The organism is uncultured Campylobacter sp. (genome assembly GCF_937973075.1).
Taxonomy (GTDB): domain Bacteria; phylum Campylobacterota; class Campylobacteria; order Campylobacterales; family Campylobacteraceae; genus Campylobacter_B.
The window spans coordinates 27,656-44,019 of sequence record NZ_CALBWL010000047.1; the positions used below are offsets into that span (position 1 = coordinate 27,656).

Annotated in this window: 25 protein-coding genes and 1 pseudogene; 23 read left to right on the top strand and 3 right to left on the bottom strand. The window is 44.2% G+C overall.

The window, feature by feature from the left end; genetic code table 11:
- Positions 1 to 236 precede the first annotated feature (236 nt).
- Both Q0274_RS06320 and Q0274_RS06325 read right to left on the bottom strand, forming a co-directional pair.
- Positions 237 to 572, bottom strand: coding sequence for a hypothetical protein (locus Q0274_RS06320; protein WP_298028395.1), 336 nt, complete (start codon positions 570 to 572; stop codon positions 237 to 239).
- Between the two features lie 82 nt (positions 573 to 654).
- Positions 655 to 1,986 (bottom strand): hypothetical protein, encoded by a 1,332-nt coding sequence (locus tag Q0274_RS06325; protein ID WP_298028396.1) that lies wholly within the window; start codon positions 1,984 to 1,986, stop codon positions 655 to 657.
- Between the two features lie 278 nt (positions 1,987 to 2,264).
- On the opposite strand from Q0274_RS06325, the gene rpsJ reads away from it, so the two are divergent.
- The 23 genes and pseudogenes from rpsJ (at position 2,265) to Q0274_RS06440 (ending at position 15,377) form a co-directional block, all read left to right on the top strand.
- Positions 2,265 to 2,576, top strand: coding sequence for a 30S ribosomal protein S10 (rpsJ, locus tag Q0274_RS06330; RefSeq protein WP_005869011.1), 312 nt, complete (start codon positions 2,265 to 2,267; stop codon positions 2,574 to 2,576).
- A gap of 11 nt (positions 2,577 to 2,587) precedes the next feature.
- Positions 2,588 to 3,166 carry a 50S ribosomal protein L3 gene (gene rplC / locus Q0274_RS06335; RefSeq protein WP_298028397.1) on the top strand — a complete coding sequence of 193 codons (579 nt, stop codon included), beginning with the start codon at positions 2,588 to 2,590 and terminating at the stop codon, positions 3,164 to 3,166.
- The gene (gene rplD, locus Q0274_RS06340; RefSeq protein ID WP_297950195.1) at positions 3,163 to 3,777 is read left to right on the top strand and encodes a 50S ribosomal protein L4; all 615 of its coding nucleotides are present in this window, start codon (positions 3,163 to 3,165) and stop codon (positions 3,775 to 3,777) included. Before rplC ends, rplD begins: the two co-directional genes overlap by 4 nt.
- 1 nt (position 3,778) lies before the next feature.
- Positions 3,779 to 4,060 (top strand): 50S ribosomal protein L23, encoded by a 282-nt coding sequence (locus Q0274_RS06345; protein WP_298028398.1) that lies wholly within the window; start codon positions 3,779 to 3,781, stop codon positions 4,058 to 4,060.
- Between the two features lies 1 nt (position 4,061).
- Positions 4,062 to 4,892 (top strand): 50S ribosomal protein L2, encoded by an 831-nt coding sequence (gene rplB, locus Q0274_RS06350; protein ID WP_297897660.1) that lies wholly within the window; start codon positions 4,062 to 4,064, stop codon positions 4,890 to 4,892.
- A gap of 2 nt (positions 4,893 to 4,894) precedes the next feature.
- Entirely contained in the window at positions 4,895 to 5,176 is a 282-nt protein-coding gene (rpsS, locus tag Q0274_RS06355; protein ID WP_005869002.1) for a 30S ribosomal protein S19, read from the top strand.
- 9 nt (positions 5,177 to 5,185) lie between these two features.
- Positions 5,186 to 5,497 (top strand): annotated as a pseudogene (gene rplV / locus Q0274_RS06360) (50S ribosomal protein L22); the annotation flags it as partial.
- A 21-nt stretch (positions 5,498 to 5,518) separates the two neighbouring features.
- Positions 5,519 to 6,214, top strand: coding sequence for a 30S ribosomal protein S3 (gene rpsC, locus Q0274_RS06365; RefSeq protein WP_005868997.1), 696 nt, complete (start codon positions 5,519 to 5,521; stop codon positions 6,212 to 6,214).
- A 2-nt stretch (positions 6,215 to 6,216) separates the two neighbouring features.
- A complete protein-coding gene (gene rplP / locus Q0274_RS06370; protein ID WP_005868996.1) occupies positions 6,217 to 6,642 on the top strand; it encodes a 50S ribosomal protein L16 in 426 nt (141 codons plus the stop codon).
- Positions 6,629 to 6,811: a 50S ribosomal protein L29 gene (rpmC, locus tag Q0274_RS06375; RefSeq protein ID WP_005868995.1), complete on the top strand. Its 183-nt coding sequence runs from the start codon at positions 6,629 to 6,631 to the stop codon at positions 6,809 to 6,811. The genes rplP and rpmC overlap by 14 nt, the downstream gene beginning before the upstream one ends.
- 9 nt (positions 6,812 to 6,820) lie before the next feature.
- A complete protein-coding gene (rpsQ, locus tag Q0274_RS06380; RefSeq protein WP_005868994.1) occupies positions 6,821 to 7,072 on the top strand; it encodes a 30S ribosomal protein S17 in 252 nt (83 codons plus the stop codon).
- Positions 7,072 to 7,440, top strand: coding sequence for a 50S ribosomal protein L14 (gene rplN / locus Q0274_RS06385; RefSeq protein ID WP_005868993.1), 369 nt, complete (start codon positions 7,072 to 7,074; stop codon positions 7,438 to 7,440). Before rpsQ ends, rplN begins: the two co-directional genes overlap by 1 nt.
- A complete protein-coding gene (gene rplX, locus Q0274_RS06390) occupies positions 7,440 to 7,673 on the top strand; it encodes a 50S ribosomal protein L24 (protein WP_298028399.1) in 234 nt (77 codons plus the stop codon). The genes rplN and rplX overlap by 1 nt, the downstream gene beginning before the upstream one ends.
- Before the next feature lie 2 nt (positions 7,674 to 7,675).
- Entirely contained in the window at positions 7,676 to 8,221 is a 546-nt protein-coding gene (rplE, locus tag Q0274_RS06395; RefSeq protein ID WP_297960297.1) for a 50S ribosomal protein L5, read from the top strand.
- 1 nt (position 8,222) lies between these two features.
- Complete coding sequence (locus Q0274_RS06400; protein WP_005868990.1) at positions 8,223 to 8,408, top strand: type Z 30S ribosomal protein S14; 186 nt, start codon at positions 8,223 to 8,225, stop codon at positions 8,406 to 8,408.
- 9 nt (positions 8,409 to 8,417) lie between these two features.
- Positions 8,418 to 8,813 (top strand): 30S ribosomal protein S8, encoded by a 396-nt coding sequence (gene rpsH, locus Q0274_RS06405; RefSeq protein ID WP_005868989.1) that lies wholly within the window; start codon positions 8,418 to 8,420, stop codon positions 8,811 to 8,813.
- A 77-nt stretch (positions 8,814 to 8,890) separates the two neighbouring features.
- The gene (gene rplF / locus Q0274_RS06410; RefSeq protein ID WP_298028400.1) at positions 8,891 to 9,427 is read left to right on the top strand and encodes a 50S ribosomal protein L6; all 537 of its coding nucleotides are present in this window, start codon (positions 8,891 to 8,893) and stop codon (positions 9,425 to 9,427) included.
- Positions 9,428 to 9,437: 10 nt separating this feature from the next.
- Positions 9,438 to 9,794, top strand: a complete 357-nt coding sequence (gene rplR / locus Q0274_RS06415; protein WP_298028401.1) for a 50S ribosomal protein L18 — start codon at positions 9,438 to 9,440, stop codon at positions 9,792 to 9,794.
- Between the two features lie 15 nt (positions 9,795 to 9,809).
- A complete protein-coding gene (gene rpsE / locus Q0274_RS06420) occupies positions 9,810 to 10,253 on the top strand; it encodes a 30S ribosomal protein S5 (RefSeq protein WP_005868986.1) in 444 nt (147 codons plus the stop codon).
- A 12-nt stretch (positions 10,254 to 10,265) separates the two neighbouring features.
- Positions 10,266 to 10,667: a 50S ribosomal protein L15 gene (gene rplO, locus Q0274_RS06425; protein WP_005868985.1), complete on the top strand. Its 402-nt coding sequence runs from the start codon at positions 10,266 to 10,268 to the stop codon at positions 10,665 to 10,667.
- Positions 10,667 to 11,932 (top strand): preprotein translocase subunit SecY, encoded by a 1,266-nt coding sequence (gene secY, locus Q0274_RS06430; protein WP_295150643.1) that lies wholly within the window; start codon positions 10,667 to 10,669, stop codon positions 11,930 to 11,932. Before rplO ends, secY begins: the two co-directional genes overlap by 1 nt.
- A gap of 2 nt (positions 11,933 to 11,934) precedes the next feature.
- Complete coding sequence (gene map, locus Q0274_RS06435; RefSeq protein WP_298028402.1) at positions 11,935 to 12,693, top strand: type I methionyl aminopeptidase; 759 nt, start codon at positions 11,935 to 11,937, stop codon at positions 12,691 to 12,693.
- Between the two features lie 644 nt (positions 12,694 to 13,337).
- The gene (locus Q0274_RS06440) at positions 13,338 to 15,377 is read left to right on the top strand and encodes a phosphoethanolamine transferase (RefSeq protein ID WP_298028403.1); all 2,040 of its coding nucleotides are present in this window, start codon (positions 13,338 to 13,340) and stop codon (positions 15,375 to 15,377) included.
- Between the two features lie 172 nt (positions 15,378 to 15,549).
- On the opposite strand, the gene Q0274_RS06445 is transcribed toward Q0274_RS06440, so the two are convergent.
- On the bottom strand, positions 15,550 to 16,266 hold the full coding sequence (locus Q0274_RS06445) for a PAS domain-containing protein (protein WP_298028404.1): 717 nt from the start codon (positions 16,264 to 16,266) through the stop codon (positions 15,550 to 15,552).
- Positions 16,267 to 16,364: the final 98 nt, after the last annotated feature.

Here is a 16,364-nt window from a genome sequence, read left to right on the forward strand (position 1 = left end):
AGTATGATAAGAAGTATTATAAAGCGCAAGATTGAGTGCATGGAGGATAGATCGCCAAATTCTTTGTCATATTCCTTTTTTACCTCCCACTCAGCTTTCCATGCGAACATTTTTACTATAAAATCCAGCATTTTCATCTCCTTTTTTAAGGCGAGTCGCATAAAAATGAAATTCTGTCGCGCCACGTGAAATTAAAGAATTCTATCTAATCGGCGCTTAAAATTTTTAATTTTGGGCTATTTGTCGGTGTTTTGGACGAGGGCTTTTTCGTATTTTTCGATAAAGCTTCGCCCTGACTCGCATAGGCGGTAGATGAAAATCTTCGACGCCTTGCCCGCATCAAGCCCCGTGTCCTTAATGCTTTCGCGCTGCAGATAGCCACAGTTTTTATGGATGATATCAAGAGTCGATTTGACCGAGGTGTAGTTGCGTCCACTCGCAGCTGCGAATTCGTTCACGGGTCTCATAAACTCCGCATCGCTTTGCTTATTGCGACACAAAAGCCCATCTTCGCCTTGCGATTCGACTAGTTTTAGCGTTTCATAAATGAGTTTGTCTTTTAATTTGATCATTGGCTTTCCCTTATGTAATTGATATGGGTTTGCCAAAATTATATCATAAAATTTATATTTTTATGATATGAGATGTCAATAATCAGAAGCTAAGCGCGAATTCATAAAACGGCACTACATCGCAGCGGATACCCTCAATCTCGAGCCTACCGGAGTTTGCCATAGACACAACTTTTAAGCTCGTGATGCCGAGTCTCTTGAGCACGCTTAAAATTTTACGAAATTTTAAAAAGATAATGTCCGCGTCGCTGAATGGGATAACGAGAACCCCCATTTTTAGAGCAGGCAGGTAAAAATCCAGCTCTTTTGTGTAAGAAATCGGCGTATTTAGCTCCAAAAGCTCGCAGAACAGGACGTTGGCAAATTTTTTCGAGAAGTCCTTTTTGCTTGTTAAAATTTCTCGCATATTAAAATGCGAAAAATATAGTTTTTTTGCGCGCGCGGGCTCGCCAGCTTTGTTTAAAAATCTGATGAAATTTTCCCGCTCAAGTTTGGCGATAGTGCTGTATACCGCGTCTTTTGAGATCTTAATGCGCGTCTTTAGCGCGGTGTAAATTTTATTTGCGCTAAATGCGGTGTGGACAGAGCTTAGGCACTCTTTGAGGATTAAAATTTCCGTGCGGCTAAAGTTTGCCGCAAGCAGTCTCTGCTCGAATTCTAAAATTTCGGCAGGCGCTATGAAGGGATTTTTTGCGCCGCCACCTTGGGCTAAAAAGGCCGAAATCATCGAGTTTATCTCGTTATGGCGCTTATCGAAGGCGATAAATTCTTCAAACGAAAGCGGCAAAAGCTCAATCCGCTCAAAGCCTGGCAGGATCAACTCTCTATCGCGAGTAGAGATAATAAAACGCTTTAAATTTAGCCCCTCGGCGAAGCTTTGAAGCGATGAAATTTCAAAATCAGCGCTACTGAAATTATCTAAAAAAAGCGATGAAATTTGCTCGTTGGCGGCTAAAAATTCTTTGATCTCGCGGAAGAAATTCTCACTCCTGTTTTTTGTGTCGTAGAACTCCATATTTTTTGCGTTGTTTGAGCTGCCTGCGCTTACGTTTTTTTTATCTGTATTTTTTGCGGCGGCGCGGTAAAATTCATCTATATCCGAAATTTCCGCGTCTAACGTAGCTTCTCTACTTATTTCATATTCATTTGCTGCGCTAGCCTTTGTATTGTCCGCACTATTTCTAGCCACAAAAATTCCATCATTCGCTACCGCCTCTTCAAGGCGTAGATCGGCTAAATTTAGATACAAAATTTCATCTTTTTTAAGTTCCGAAATTTCATTTTTCAGCACGGCGCTTTTGCCGGAATTTAGCACTCCGTAGATTATAGTTTTGGGTGAGTCTATACCTCTTTTGCGCGGGATAAAAGCCGTAAATTCCGGCGGATTTTCGTAAAAAAATCTCAGATCATTCATGCGAGTATTTTAAAATTTTCCTTATTAAAAGGAAATAAATCTGAAAAATTCTATAAAATTTTTATATCCATTTTAAATTTATCCAAAATTTTTGTATTGAAAATTTTCGGCATCCTAAAAATTTTCGAAATTCTATATGTTTTTCCTTATAAAAAGGAAATATTTCAATAAAATTTGGCTATTTTCTTGACAAAGAGGAAGCGCTTTTATATAATGTGCGTCTTTTGTTTGAAACAAAGGGTCGCGTGTTGCGACAAGTTCTTTATTAAGGAAAAGTGATGCAAAAAATTAGGTTAAAACTCAAGGCTTATGACCATCGAGTTTTAGATCGCACAGTTTCGGCTATCGTTGAAGCCGTAAAAAGAACAGGTGCGGACGTCAGAGGTCCCGTGCCGATGCCTACGAAGATTAAACGCTACACCGTTTTAAGATCTCCGCACGTAAATAAAGACTCCAGAGAGCAGTTTGAGATGAAAATTCACGCTCGTATGCTAGACATCGTAGCAGCTACGCCAGATACGGTTGATTCGCTAACTAAGCTTGATTTGGCTCCGGAAGTCAACGTCGAAGTTCACGCGATGGGCAAATAAGGGGTAAAACAATGGAATATATTGTAGAAAAAATAGGTATGAGTAGGACGATCGACACGAGCAGCACGCCCGTGACGCTTTTACGACTTATCAATACCAAAATTTGCGAAGTTTGCGATGAGAAAAAAGCTATCGTAGCATATGCAGAGGGAAAAGCGTATAATAAAGCTATAGCCGGCATTCAAAAGAAATATAGCCTAAGCAAGGAATTTAATAAATTTGCGACTTTAAGCTTAGAAAATACCGAGCTTGGCGATCAAAATTTAGATGTTTTGAGCGAAGCCAAGATCGTCAAAGTAAGCTTTAAATCCAAGGGCAAAGGCTATCAAGGCGTCATTAAGCGCCATGGCTTTGCGGGCGGTCCTGCAGCACACGGTAGCCGCTTCCACCGAAGGCCTGGTTCTATTGGCAACTGCGAGTGGCCCGGTCGCGTTCAGCCTGGTATGAGGATGGCGGGACACACTGGAAATGAAACGATTACCGCTAAAAACGAAGTCATAAGTTTTGATGCCGAGAATAAAATTTTGGTGCTTAAAGGCTCGGTTCCCGGATTTAACGGCGCAATGGGCAGAATAAGGATAGTAAAATGAGTAAAGTAAGCGTGCTTAACGAAAAACTAGAAAAAGCAAGCGAAATTGAAATTCCTGCGAAATTTTCGGAGGTCAATTCGCACAATCTATATTTGTACGTCAAATCTTACCTTGCTTCGCTTCGTGCAAATACGGCTAACGCTAAAACTCGCGCCGAGGTTAGCGGCGGCGGCAAAAAACCATGGCGACAAAAGGGTCGCGGCGGCGCACGTGCGGGCTCAACCAGAACTAACGTCTGGGTAGGCGGCGCGGTCGCATTCGGTCCGACTAACGAGCGAAATTACGAGCAGAAGGTCAATAAAAAGCAAAAACGCCTTGCGCTGGAATTTGCTATCAATGAGAAAGCAAACGAGAGTAAAATTTTTATCTTCGATGATTTGGAGCTAAAAAGCGGCAAAACTAAAGACGCGGCAAATTTTATTAAGAAATTAGGCGTTAGAGATGCGCTAATCGTTAAAAACGAGCTGGACGCGCAAACTCTTTTGGCCTATAGAAATCTTAAGAATTGCTATGTCATCGATGTAAGCGAGGTCAATGCTTACCTAATCGCAGTTTACGGCTCAGTCGTATTCGAAAAAGCGGCATTTGAATCAATAGTGAAAGAGGACTAAAATGGCAGATATAACAGATATCAAAACGATCCTTTATACGGAAAAGTCTCTCGGTCTTCAAGAAAATGGCGTGGTCGTTATCCAAACTAGCCCGTCGGTTACGAAAAACGGACTAAAGAGCGTTTTAAAAAACTATTTCGGGATTACTCCGCTAAAGATAAATTCTTTAAGACAGGATGGCAAAGTAAAAAGATTTAAAGGCAGAACTGGCGCTAGAAACGATGTGAAAAAATTCTACGTCAAACTACCTGAAGGCGTAAGCCTAGAAAGCGTGGAGGCGTAAAATGGCAATTAAAACTTATAAACCGTATACTCCAAGTAGAAGATTTATGACCGGGCTTAGTAGTGAGGATATCACTGCAAAAGCTAGCGTTAGAGGCTTGCTTGTTAAAATTCCTGCCGCAGCCGGAAGAAACAACAACGGTCGCATTACCAGCCGCCATAAACAAGCTGGAGCTGCTAAACTTTATAGAATTATTGATTTTAAGCGAAATAAATTCGGCGTTGCTGGCAAGGTCGAGGCGATTGAATACGATCCGAATCGCAACTGCCGTATCGCATTGATCTCATACGCAGACGGCGAGAAGCGCTACATTATCAAGCCTAACGATCTTAAAGTGGGCGATGTAGTAGCTGCTGCCGAGGGTGGATTAGATATTAAACCCGGCAACGCGATGAAGATGAAAAATATCCCTGTGGGAACTATCCTGCATAATATTGAGTTAAAACCGGGCAAAGGTGCTCAAATGGCGCGTAGTGCCGGAGGCTATGCTCAGCTTATGGGTAAAGAGGAAAAATACGTCATTTTGCGTCTGCCTAGCGGCGAGATGAGAAGAGTGCTCGCAGAGTGCATGGCTAGTATCGGCGTAGTAGGTAACGAAGAGTGGGCAAACGTCGTCATCGGCAAAGCCGGACGCAATCGCCATAGAGGTATCCGTCCTCAAACCAGAGGTTCTGCAATGAACCCGGTCGATCACCCGCACGGCGGTGGCGAGGGTAAGAAAAACTCCGGTCGTCATCCGGTAACTCCGTGGGGCAAACCGACGAAGGGCTATAAAACTCGCCATAAAAAAGCGAGCGATAAGCTTATAATTTCAAGAAGGAAAGGAAAATAAAAATGGCTAGATCGCTAAAAAAAGGTCCTTTCGTAGATGATCACGTAATGAAAAAAGTCGTTGCGGCAAAGAAAGCCGGCGATAATAAACCGATCAAGACTTGGTCGAGACGAAGCACGATCGTGCCGGAGATGATCGGACTTACGTTTAACGTTCATAACGGAAAGAATTTTATCCCGGTTTACGTCACCGAGCATCATATCGGTTATAAATTAGGCGAGTTCGCTCCTACGCGCACTTTTAAGGGCCACAAAGGCTCCGTGCAGAAAAAGATCGGCAAGTAAGGATAGAATATGAGTAAATCAACTATTAAATTTGTTCGCCTTTCGCCGACAAAAGCAAGACTTATCGCGAAGCAAATTCAAGGCATGAATGCTGAATTCGCCCTTGCTACTTTGGAATTTACGCCTAATCGCGGCGCGAAATATATCGCTACGGCGATTTCAAGCGCGGTCGCAAACGGCGGCTTTGAGCCTGAAGAGGTCGTAGTTACCAGCTGCCGAGTGGATGCGGGTCCCGTACTTAAGAGATTTCGTCCGCGCGCCAGAGGTACAGCTAGCCGTATCCGCAAACCTACTTCGCACATCATCGTCGAAGTAGCAAAACCAAGTAAGAAGGAAGCGTAAATGGGACAGAAAGTAAATCCGATCGGTTTAAGATTAGGAATTAATCGAAATTGGGAGTCTAGATGGTTTCCTTCTAAGGCAACGCTTTCCGAAAGCATCGGCGAGGATTACAAGATTCGCAAATTTTTAAAAGCTAAGCTTTACTATGCGGGAATTAGCCAAATTCTTATCGAAAGAACAGCTAAGAAAATTCGCGTAACGATCGTAGCCGCAAGACCTGGTATTATCATCGGTAAAAAAGGCGGCGAGGTCGAAAATTTAAGAAGCGAAGTCGTTAAGCTAGTCAATAAAGACATAGCCATCAACATCAAAGAGGAGCGCAAAGTAGGCTCGAACGCACTTTTGGCTGCGGAAAACGTAGCTATGCAGCTAGAGCGCCGCGTTGCATTCCGCCGCGCTATGAAAAAAGTCATCCAGGGCGCTCAAAAAGCAGGCGCAAAGGGAATTAAAATTTGCGTCGCAGGTCGCTTGGGCGGTGCAGAGATGGCTAGAACCGAATGGTATTTGGAGGGACGCGTTCCGCTTCATACTCTAAGGGCTAGGATCGATTACGGCTTTGCCGAAGCGCATACTACCTACGGTAATATCGGCATTAAGGTTTGGATCTTTAAGGGTGAAATTTTACAAAAAGGCATCCAGGCTGAAAAGACCGATGATGCGCCTAAAAAAACACGCAGACCAAGAAGAGGTAAATAGTTATGTTGATGCCAAAAAGAACAAAATACCGCAAGATGATGAAAGGTCGCAATCGCGGCTACGCAACGAGAGGAAATTCCTTGACGTTTGGCGATTTCGGTATCAAAGCGGTAGAGGCGGGTAGGGTAAATTCTCGCCAGATCGAAGCGGCTCGTGTCGCGATGACGCGCTTCGTGAATCGTCAAGCTAAAATTTGGATTAAGGTATTCCCAGACAAGCCGCTTACCAAAAAGCCTCTACAAACTCGTATGGGTAAAGGTAAGAGCGGCGTAGAAGAGTGGGTAATGAATATAAAACCGGGCAGGATTATTTTCGAGATGACCGGCGTTAGCGAAGAGGTTGCTAAAGAGGCGCTTATGCTTTCGATTCATAAACTACCTTTTAAAACGAAAATCGTAAGTAGGGAAAGCGAAAATGAAATATACTGATTTGAAAGATAAAGATTTAGCTGAGCTAAATTCTATGTTGAAACAAAGTAAGTTGCTTTTATTTACGGCTAGACAAAAGCTAAAAACTATGCAGCTAAGCAATCCTAACGAGATTCGCGCTATCAAAAAAGATATCGCTAGAATCAACACCGCTATTAAAGCGAAATAAGGATAGGTTATGGCATTTAAAAGAGAAATTCAAGGCGTAGTCGTAAAGAAGGCGGGCGATAAAACAGCTACCGTTTTGGTAGAGCGAAGGGTTATGCACCCTAGATATAGAAAGATCGTAAAAAGATTTAAAAAATATCTGATCCACGATGAAAACAACGTCGTAAAGATCGGCGACACCATATCTGCGATCGAGTGCAGACCGCTAAGCGCTAGAAAATCGTTTCGCTTAAAAGCGGTTTTGAAAACAGGAGTTGAATAATGATACAGAGTTTTACCAGACTTGCGGTAGCTGATAATAGCGGCGCAAAAGAACTTATGTGTATTAAAGTTTTGGGCGGCAGCAAAAGAAGATACGCCACAATCGGCGATATTATCGTTTGCTCTGTAAAAAAAGCGCTCCCTAACGGCAAGATTAAGCGCGGTCAAGTAGTAAAAGCCGTAGTCGTTCGTACGACTAAAGAGTTGCACAGAGGCAACGGCTCGCTAATTAGATTCGATGAGAACGCAGCCGTTATTTTGGATTCAAAAAAAGAGCCGATCGGTACTCGTATTTTCGGTCCTATCGGTAGAGAGGTCAGATACGGCGGTTTTATGAAGATCGTTTCGCTGGCTCCGGAGGTTTTATAATGGCAGTAAAATTTAAGATTAAAAAGGGCGATCAAGTAAAGATCATCGCAGGTGACGATAAGGGCAAAACAGGCGCAGTCAAAGCCGTGTTTCCTAAAAAAGCTCAAGTTATCGTCGAGGGTTGTAAAATGGCTAAAAAGGCTATCAAACCAACCGAGCAAAATCCGCAAGGCGGCTTTACAAGCAAAGAGATGCCTATGGATATTTCAAACGTTGCGTTGGTAGAGGGTTGATTATGAGCAGACTAAAAGATAAATATGTAAATTCCATCAGAGCTGCTTTGCAGAAAGAATTTGATATAAAAAATCCTATGCTTATCCCGGCGCTTGAAAAGATCGTTATCAGCGTAGGAACGGGCGAATCGAGCAAAGATCAAAAAGTGCTTCAAAATATGGCCGATACTATCTCGCTGATAGCAGGCCAAAAAGCGCTTATCGTCAATGCAAAAAAATCGGTTGCCGGCTTTAAAGTGCGCGAAGGTTTCCCGGTAGGCATAATGGTTACGTTACGAAAAGAGCAGATGTTTGCCTTCCTAGACAAACTGATCTCTATCGCGCTTCCTAGGGTTAAGGATTTCCGAGGACTACCTAGAACGGGCTTTGACGGACGCGGCAATTATAACTTCGGCTTGCAAGAGCAGCTGATGTTCCCAGAGGTCGAATACGATCAAATTTTAAGAACTCACGGTATGAATATAACCGTCGTAACGACTACAAATAACGATAAAGAGGCATTTAAATTGCTAGAGTTATTCGGCATGCCTTTTGCAAAAGGAAAATGATATGGCAAAAAAATCAATGGTAGCCAAGGCGAAACGCCCCGCTAAATTTAGCACTCGCGCATATACCAGATGTCAAATTTGCGGTCGTCCGCACTCCGTTTATAAGGATTTTGGAATTTGTCGCGTTTGCCTTCGCAAGATGGCAAATGAGGGCTTGATCCCGGGTCTAAAAAAAGCAAGCTGGTAAGGAGAAAAGATGATTAACGATCTTATTTCAGATGGACTAACTCGCATCAGAAATGCTGCGATGCGAAGGCTAGATACGACTAAGCTTTTTCACTCAAACGTCGTTGAGGCTATGCTTAAAATTTTAGCCGAGAAGGGCTATATCGAGAGCTACAACGTAGTAGAGGAAAACAATAAAAAGATCATCAACGTAGTGCTTAAATACGACGAAAAGGGCAGGAGCGTGATAAACGAAGTTAAAAGAATTTCGACTCCGGGCCGCCGTGTATATCAAGGCAAAGATGAGATCAAGCGCTTCAAAAACGGCTACGGAACCGTTGTCGTTAGCACAAGCAAAGGTGTTATGAGCGGTATCGACGCGCACAAAGCGGGCGTCGGCGGCGAAGTGCTTTGCACGATCTGGTAAGAAGTTTCTACTTTTTATGGCATTGTGGTATCCATTCGTAAAAGTAGACATACCCTAGACAAATAAAAAGGAAAATTATGTCAAGAATTGGTAAAAAACCGATCTCTATTCCAAACGGAGTTGAGGTCAAGATTGACGGCTCGTCGTTAAAATTTAAAAAATCGAATAACGAAAAAGAGCTTGATTTAAAAGGTCATGTCGATGTAAAAATCGAAGACGGAAAGATAGAATTCTCGCCTAAGGGTGAGGATAGACAGAGCAGGGCGTATTGGGGAACATACCGCGCTTTAGCCAACAATATTGTCCTTGGTCTTACCGAAGGCTTTTCAAAACAGCTCGAAATCAACGGCGTCGGCTATAGAGCTGCGATGAAGGGCAAGGTGCTTGAGCTAAATTTGGGCTTTTCGCATCCGATAAATTTTGAATCTCCAAAAGGAATCGAAATCTCTGTAGATAAAAACGTCGTAACTATCAAAGGCGACGACAAGCAGCAAGTAGGCCAAGTAGCAGCCGAGATCAGAGGATTCAGACCTCCTGAGCCATACAAAGGTAAGGGTATTAAGTATCTTGAAGAGCGCATTATCCGCAAAGCCGGAAAAACAGCTAAGAAATAAGGGTTGAGAAATGACACAGAACGTATTAAAAAGAAAGATCTCTTTACGAATCAAGAGAAAAAGAAGAATTCGCGCTAAAATTTCAGGCGTCGCATCTTGCCCTAGAATTTCTATTTTCAAATCCAATAGAACGGTCTATGCTCAGGCTATCGACGACGCGGCGAGCGTGACTTTGTGCGCCAGCAGCGGTAAGGTTTTAAATTTAAAGGCAAACAAAGAGGGTGCGGCTAGTCTAGCTAAAGATTTAGCCTCCAAGCTAAAAGATAAAGGCATTTCTGAAGCGATTTTCGATCGTAATGGCTATTTGTATCACGGCGTAATCGCAAGCTTTGCCGAGTCGCTACGCCAAAACGGCATCAAACTATAACCCAAAGGAATGATTGTGGAAAAGTATAATAGAGAAGAATTCGAAGAGGTAATCGTCAATATCGGTAGGGTTACGAAGGTCGTTAAAGGTGGTAGAAGGTTTAGGTTTACGGCTCTTATCGTAGTAGGCAATAGAAACGGCTTGGTAGGCTTTGGCTTTGGTAAGTCCAAAGAGGTTCCCGACGCGATTAAAAAAGCAGTAGACGATGCATTTAAAAATATCATCAAGGTAAATTTAAACGGCTCTACTATCACTCATGATATCGAAGTTAAATACAATGCGAGCAAAATTTTACTTAAGCCGGCGAGCGAAGGTACCGGCGTTATCGCAGGCGGTTCAGTCCGCCCGGTTTTAGAGCTTGCGGGTGTTAAAGATATCCTCACTAAATCGCTAGGTTCGAACAACTCCTCAAATGTCGTAAGAGCTACGATGAAAGCTCTTAGTATGTTAAAACACTAACAAGGATAAAAGATGGGATTAGAAAATCTTAAAAAAGCTCCGGGCTCGACTCACGCTACTAAGCGCTTGGGTCGCGGTCAAGGAAGCGGCCTAGGCAAAACTGCGGGTCGCGGCGGCAAGGGTCAGACCGCGCGTACCGGCTCTCATGAAAAAAGAGGCTTCGAGGGCGGTCAGCAGCCGATTCAGCGAAGGCTTCCAAAGGTAGGTTTTACTTCTAAATTTGAAAAGCCTTACGTGATCAATGTCGATAAAATCGAAGCTATCAAAGATCTTAGTGAGATCACGATCGAAAGCATCAAATCCGTTCATAAAATTTCAAATTCCGTTAAAAAGATCAAGCTGATCGGCGTAGGCGCAAAAGCGCTCGCTAGCAAGATCAAAGACGAGAACGTAAAGTCTAGCGGACAAAAATAATGAATAAATCGCTACGCAACAAAATTCTCATTACTTTGGGCTTTCTTTTTGCCTATAGGTTGCTAGCTTACGTGCCAGTTCCGGGAGTGGACGTTGAGGTTATAAAGCAATTTTTTCAAAACAATAGCAACAACGCTTTTGGAATGTTTAATATGTTTAGCGGTAACGCGGCGGAGCGATTCAGCGTTATCTCGCTAGGCATTATGCCTTATATTACCGCTTCGATCATTATGGAGCTGCTTGCCGCAACCTTTCCAAATTTAGGCAAACTCAAAAAAGAGCGCGACGGTATGCAGAAATATATGCAGATCATCCGATACGCTACCATAGCGATTGCTATGGTTCAATCCATCGGTGTTAGCATCGGCTTGCAGGGCATCCACGGACAAACCGGAGCGCCTGCGATAATGGCCGAAAATACCAACGAGTTTGTTTTCATCTCGTGCATTTCGATGCTGGCAGGCACCATGCTTTTGATGTGGATCGGCGAGCAGATTACGCAGCGCGGCGTCGGTAACGGCACTAGCCTTATTATCTTTGCAGGTATCGTAAGCGCCATCCCTAGAGCGATCGGAAGTACCGTAAATTTAGTAAATACCGGCGAAATGAACGTTTTAAAGCTAATCGCGATCGTGCTAATTATCCTGGCTACTATCGGAGCGATTTTATATGTGGAGCTAGGTGAACGCAGAATTCCGGTATCGTTTTCGCGCAAGGTATTGATGGCGAATCAAAACAAGCGCATTATGAATTACGTGCCGATCAAGCTAAATTTAAGTGGCGTCATTCCGCCTATTTTTGCAAGCGCGATTTTGATGTTTCCGACTACAATTTTACAGGCAAGCACCAATCCGATCATCCAAAAGATCCACGATTTCCTTAGCCCTAGCAATTACTTCTTTAACTTTTTGACCTTTGTGTTGGTTATATTTTTCGCTTATTTTTATGCGTCAATTGCTTTTAATTCCAAGGACATTAGTGAAAATTTAAAGAAGCAGGGCGGATTTATCCCGGGCATTCGTCCGGGCGAGGGAACGGCGAGCTTTTTAAACGAAGTCGCCAGCCGTCTTACGTTTTGGGGTTCGATCTATCTCGGGCTAGTAACCGTCATCCCGTGGCTGCTCGTTAAATTTATGGGCGTGCCGTTTTATTTCGGCGGCACCAGCGTGCTGATCGTCGTCTCCGTCGCTCTTGATACGATGAGGCGCATCGAAGCGCAGATCTATATGAACAAATATCAGACTCTAAGTGCGGTCGGGCTATAAAAATGGCAATTTTGCTTAAAACAAAAAAAGATTTGCAGGGGTTGCGTGCAGCGAACAAGATCGTCGCGCAAGCCCTTGATTATGCAACTTCATTTATAAAGCCGGGTCTTAGCCTACTCGAAGTCGATAAGAAGATCGACGATTTCATCACATCCAAGGGTGCGTATCCTGCTTTTAAAGGGCTATACGGCTTTCCAAACGCCGCTTGCCTCTCGCTAAACGAAGTCATCATCCACGGCATCCCAGACGAAACGATCTTGCAGGAGGGCGATATCTTAGGCGTCGATCTAGGCTCGAAGCTAAACGGATATTTCGGCGACAGCGCACGCACCCTGCCCGTCGGTAAAATTTCAAAAGCCGATGAGGAGCTCATCGCATGCAGTAAGGATACGCTGGAGTTTGCCATCAAAACGATCAGAGTAGGAATGCACTTCAAAGAGCTAAGCTTCGAGATCGAGAAATTTATCCGTGCGCGCGGCTTCGTGCCGCTATACGGCTTCTGCGGTCACGGCATCGGCAAGCACCCGCACGAAGAGCCTGAGATCCCAAACTATCTAGAAGGTAACAATCCAAAATCAGGTCCTAAAATCAAAAACGGCATGGTCTTTTGCATCGAGCCGATGATCTGCCAAAAGGACGGCACGCCGGTCATCGCCGAGGATAAATGGAGCACGAGAAGCAGGGACGGACTTCGCACTAGTCACTACGAGCATTGCATGGCGGTTTTCGACGGCAAGGTAGAAGTCCTAAGCGTCGCGTAGATTTTCGCACAAAAGGTGACTTGGGCTGGTTAAAATTTTTCACTTTGTCGGTGCGAAATTTTGCCCGCAATCGGTCTTTGATAATTTTACATAGCTCGTGTCTTAGAATTTTACCTCAGCCGCTTCATGCATAAATTTTTGTCCGAAGACCTTTCAAAGCTTATCGCGACGGTTTGTAGCCTGGACGTAAATTTTAAAAAATATCGCATCGCGGTCGCTTCATCTGCTCTAGCCTCGTAGCCGGCTTTATGAGGCATGCAAGCGTTATAAAACGCGCCATTTGCCGCGCATCTTATTAAAATTTTTGCCCGAGCGTTTTGACCGCGGCAATATTACTTCGAAATTTCAATTAGCTAAATTTTTTGAAATTACGTTTTAATAATTTTATCCCAGAGCTTCTGTCTCATAACCTCACTCATAAATCCGCTTTCAATTAAAATTTAGCCTTAAAATTCCGTCGTCCAATTCCAAACTCTCCGTATCTTTAAAATTTGGCTGTAAAATTTAAAGCGTAAAAAGGATGCAAGTAAGCAAGCTCAAAGCTTTAAGCGGCTAAGATTGCGCCTTGATTTTAAAGCGAAAACATGTCGCACTACACAGAGTGCGCGTCGTCGCGTCTCTTCGTACAAGGCAGGAAATATAAAATGAGAGAAAAATTTTATGTAGCGCTAGCAAATATAGGCGGACTTATGGCGCGGACGAAAGCGGGCGGGCTCATAGCGCGCTTGCTTATGAAAATCGACCGCGGCTTTTTTGCTGCTCTGCGCAAACGTCCCGTATGGAGGGTGTTTTGGCTCAGCACGGCGCTATGTCTGCTCGCATGCTGGGCTAAGATACATTATCAGATCAATGGGTATCATTTTTCGCATGTATTTAAAGGCTTTTCTGCGGTGCTCATCACAAATTTACTCATCTTTCACCTCTGCTATCTGCTTAGCGGCCGATTTTTTAAGCTCGTTTCATTCGTGTTACTAGCGCTAATTGCGCTAATTGCGAGCGTGGCCTTATTTTTGATCGTAAATTTCGACTCAAGCTTCAACGTCGTGGCGATTGACGCGATCGTCCATACCGACGCAGCCGAGACGCGCGAGTTTGTTTCGCAGTTTCTTAACCCCGCAACGATTTTATATCTAGCGGCGCTGCTTGGCTGCATCTTTGCGGCACTAAGAACGGGGCGGAGAAAGGAGGAGCAAACGCATAGCGGTCTAAGATTGCTGCTAGCAGCGCTTTATCTTATCTATGGCACGATCTTTTGCGCGGATATCGCCGTCAAAGCTTCCCAGGGCAAGCAAGGCTATATAACCAAGCTATCGCAATACGTCCCGCTGGAGTTTGCCTTTACGATAAAAGACTATCTGAGCGATAAAAATTTCATCACCGATATGCGCGAAGTGCAGCTTGGATATGACGAGGCCAAGCGCGCGAACGAAAGCGTTTTAAAAGGCAGCGCAAATTTAGATTCGCAAAGCGCAGCCCCCGGCCTTGCATCTCAAAATTCTACGCCCGCCTCGGACGCTCAGGCGCAAAATTACGGCGCAAATTTAAATTCTACGTTCACCTCGGGCGCTATGGCGCAGAGTTGGGGCAAGACTTTAAATTCTGCGCCGCAAAGCCCCGGCGCGATTTCAAATTCCAAAAACCCTGAGACCGCTACAAACCACGCCTTGCAAAAGTCTCGCGTCAAAAATATCATCCTAATAATCGGTGAGAGCTTGCAGCGCGGGCATATGTCGCTCTACGGCTACGGCGTTAAAAATACGCCGCTTTTGGAGGGTCTCGAGGCAAGCGGCAATCTGATAAAATTTAGCGATACAATCTCGCCTTACGGCACGACTAATCAGGTGCTGATGCGGCTTTTAAATTTCAGCGATTACGAAAGCGAGCGCAAAAGGGCTTGGTTTCGCAACCTTAGCATCATTGATATGTTTAAGCTAAGTGGCTACCGCACCTTTTGGATCAGCAATCAAGAGGCTTTCGGCGCGCATGCGCTAAGTGCCAAAAGCGCTGCCGATCGCGCGGACGCGGAATCATTCCTCTCAAAGAGTAATCTTTATGAAACCGTCCGCATCAAGCCTGACGGAGTGCTGCTTCCACTCATAAATCAGGCGAAAGCGGGGCAGGGCGAGCGAAATTTCTACGTGATCCATCTCATTGGCAGCCATATGGATTACAGCCTGCGCTACCCCGAGGGATTTGGCAAGTTTAGCGCGGCGGACGTAAAGGCAAAACTTACTTCCAAGCAGAAAGATGTCGTCGCATATTACGACAACAGCGTGCTTTACAACGATTTTGTCATAAATGAAATTTTTAAAATTTTCTCAGATGGCGACAGCCTCATCGTCTATCTTAGCGATCACGGCGAGAATTTATACGAAAATGGACGCCTTGGGCATGGCATGGAGAGCCGCTTTACTTACGAAATTCCGCTAATTTTCATAGGCTCTCGCGAGTTTTTGAGCGATCACGCTAAGCTATGGCAGAGGCTAGCTGCGGCGAAAGATAAGCCTTTTATGAGCGATGATTTGGCACATCTGCTAGCAGATATCATCGGTGTCGCGCCACTTGAGTTTGACGAGCGCAAAAGCCCGATACGAGCGGATTTCAATGCTTCGCGCAAGCGAATTGCTAACGGAGTCGATTATGACGAGAAATTAAAGAATACGAAGGGCTACGAGTTCGAGTAATAGATGAGTTTTGCTTTTATCCCGTTACATGCTGTATAAACGAAGGATTAGTATGCTCTGATTTTTGATCGATTCATCAAATTTAGATTAAAATTTACGCCACTCCAATGGCTACGCTGATAAAAAGGCGCGCAACGTTTGTTAAATTTGAGATCAAATTTATGCACCGCGGTTAGCTCTCCTTCTTTACCTCATCTATATACGAATAGATCGTGACTTTCTGCGTCCTAAGCGCCTTTGCGACGAGCTCTACAGCGCCTTTTACCTCAAAAATTCCTTTTTGCGAGAGGAATTTTACGATACGCTTTCGATCCTCTTTCTTCATCCGCTCTACATCCAGATCATGCGTAGCCGATGCGATCAGGTCCTGGACGATATCAAGGATATTTTGCTGCAAATCGTTAGAGCTTTGCGTTTCTAAATTTACGCCGTCCTTTAAGCTCGCCCCGTCTAATGCCGCGTTATTGCAGCTTTCGTCGGTAAAATTTGCGCCCTGTAGCTCCTTGCTATCGAGCTTTGCATTCGGCAGTAGATTTTTTATTACTTTGTATGCCGCCATGGCGCTTGAGGTATCGATATTTACGCATAGCGCGCCTACTACTTTGCCGTCTGCGCCGCGGATTAGCGAAGTCGAGGAGCGTATGAGCTTGCCGTTTTTCGCGGTGAAGTAGTAGTTTGCGGTGCAGTCGTTTTCAAAATTTTTACTTAGCAACACGTCCTTTACCAGATGATCGAAGCTTTGACCGATCCTCCTGCCCGTTACGTCGCCGAGGACGAAAACGACGGAGCTTTGCGGCGTGCTCATATCGTGGATGACCACCTCGCAATCGCCGATCGTATTTTTAATAAGGTGCGCGGTCGGTATAAAGGTCTGCAAAAGTTGGTTCAATTCGGGCTCCTTAAATTTCATATAAAAAAATCTATAAATTTAGATTAAATTTTAAAATTTTGCAAATTTATAGAAATAGTTATATATTTTTAATAAAT

Coding starts and splice junctions, on each gene's coding strand:
- rplN (WP_005868993.1), top strand. CDS start 7,072: ATGATACAGAGTTTTACCAGACTTGCGGTAGCTGATAATAGCGGCGCA.
- rplX (WP_298028399.1), top strand. CDS start 7,440: ATGGCAGTAAAATTTAAGATTAAAAAGGGCGATCAAGTAAAGATCATC.
- Q0274_RS06345 (WP_298028398.1), top strand. CDS start 3,779: ATGGCAGATATAACAGATATCAAAACGATCCTTTATACGGAAAAGTCT.
- rpsH (WP_005868989.1), top strand. CDS start 8,418: ATGATTAACGATCTTATTTCAGATGGACTAACTCGCATCAGAAATGCT.
- Q0274_RS06325 (WP_298028396.1), bottom strand. CDS start 1,986: ATGAATGATCTGAGATTTTTTTACGAAAATCCGCCGGAATTTACGGCT.
- rpsJ (WP_005869011.1), top strand. CDS start 2,265: ATGCAAAAAATTAGGTTAAAACTCAAGGCTTATGACCATCGAGTTTTA.
- rplE (WP_297960297.1), top strand. CDS start 7,676: ATGAGCAGACTAAAAGATAAATATGTAAATTCCATCAGAGCTGCTTTG.
- map (WP_298028402.1), top strand. CDS start 11,935: ATGGCAATTTTGCTTAAAACAAAAAAAGATTTGCAGGGGTTGCGTGCA.
- rplD (WP_297950195.1), top strand. CDS start 3,163: ATGAGTAAAGTAAGCGTGCTTAACGAAAAACTAGAAAAAGCAAGCGAA.
- Q0274_RS06320 (WP_298028395.1), bottom strand. CDS start 572: ATGATCAAATTAAAAGACAAACTCATTTATGAAACGCTAAAACTAGTC.
- secY (WP_295150643.1), top strand. CDS start 10,667: ATGAATAAATCGCTACGCAACAAAATTCTCATTACTTTGGGCTTTCTT.
- Q0274_RS06400 (WP_005868990.1), top strand. CDS start 8,223: ATGGCAAAAAAATCAATGGTAGCCAAGGCGAAACGCCCCGCTAAATTT.
- rplR (WP_298028401.1), top strand. CDS start 9,438: ATGACACAGAACGTATTAAAAAGAAAGATCTCTTTACGAATCAAGAGA.
- Q0274_RS06440 (WP_298028403.1), top strand. CDS start 13,338: ATGAGAGAAAAATTTTATGTAGCGCTAGCAAATATAGGCGGACTTATG.
- rplO (WP_005868985.1), top strand. CDS start 10,266: ATGGGATTAGAAAATCTTAAAAAAGCTCCGGGCTCGACTCACGCTACT.
- rpsC (WP_005868997.1), top strand. CDS start 5,519: ATGGGACAGAAAGTAAATCCGATCGGTTTAAGATTAGGAATTAATCGA.
- rplB (WP_297897660.1), top strand. CDS start 4,062: ATGGCAATTAAAACTTATAAACCGTATACTCCAAGTAGAAGATTTATG.
- rplF (WP_298028400.1), top strand. CDS start 8,891: ATGTCAAGAATTGGTAAAAAACCGATCTCTATTCCAAACGGAGTTGAG.
- rpsS (WP_005869002.1), top strand. CDS start 4,895: ATGGCTAGATCGCTAAAAAAAGGTCCTTTCGTAGATGATCACGTAATG.
- rpsQ (WP_005868994.1), top strand. CDS start 6,821: ATGGCATTTAAAAGAGAAATTCAAGGCGTAGTCGTAAAGAAGGCGGGC.
- rplC (WP_298028397.1), top strand. CDS start 2,588: ATGGAATATATTGTAGAAAAAATAGGTATGAGTAGGACGATCGACACG.
- rplP (WP_005868996.1), top strand. CDS start 6,217: ATGTTGATGCCAAAAAGAACAAAATACCGCAAGATGATGAAAGGTCGC.
- rpmC (WP_005868995.1), top strand. CDS start 6,629: ATGAAATATACTGATTTGAAAGATAAAGATTTAGCTGAGCTAAATTCT.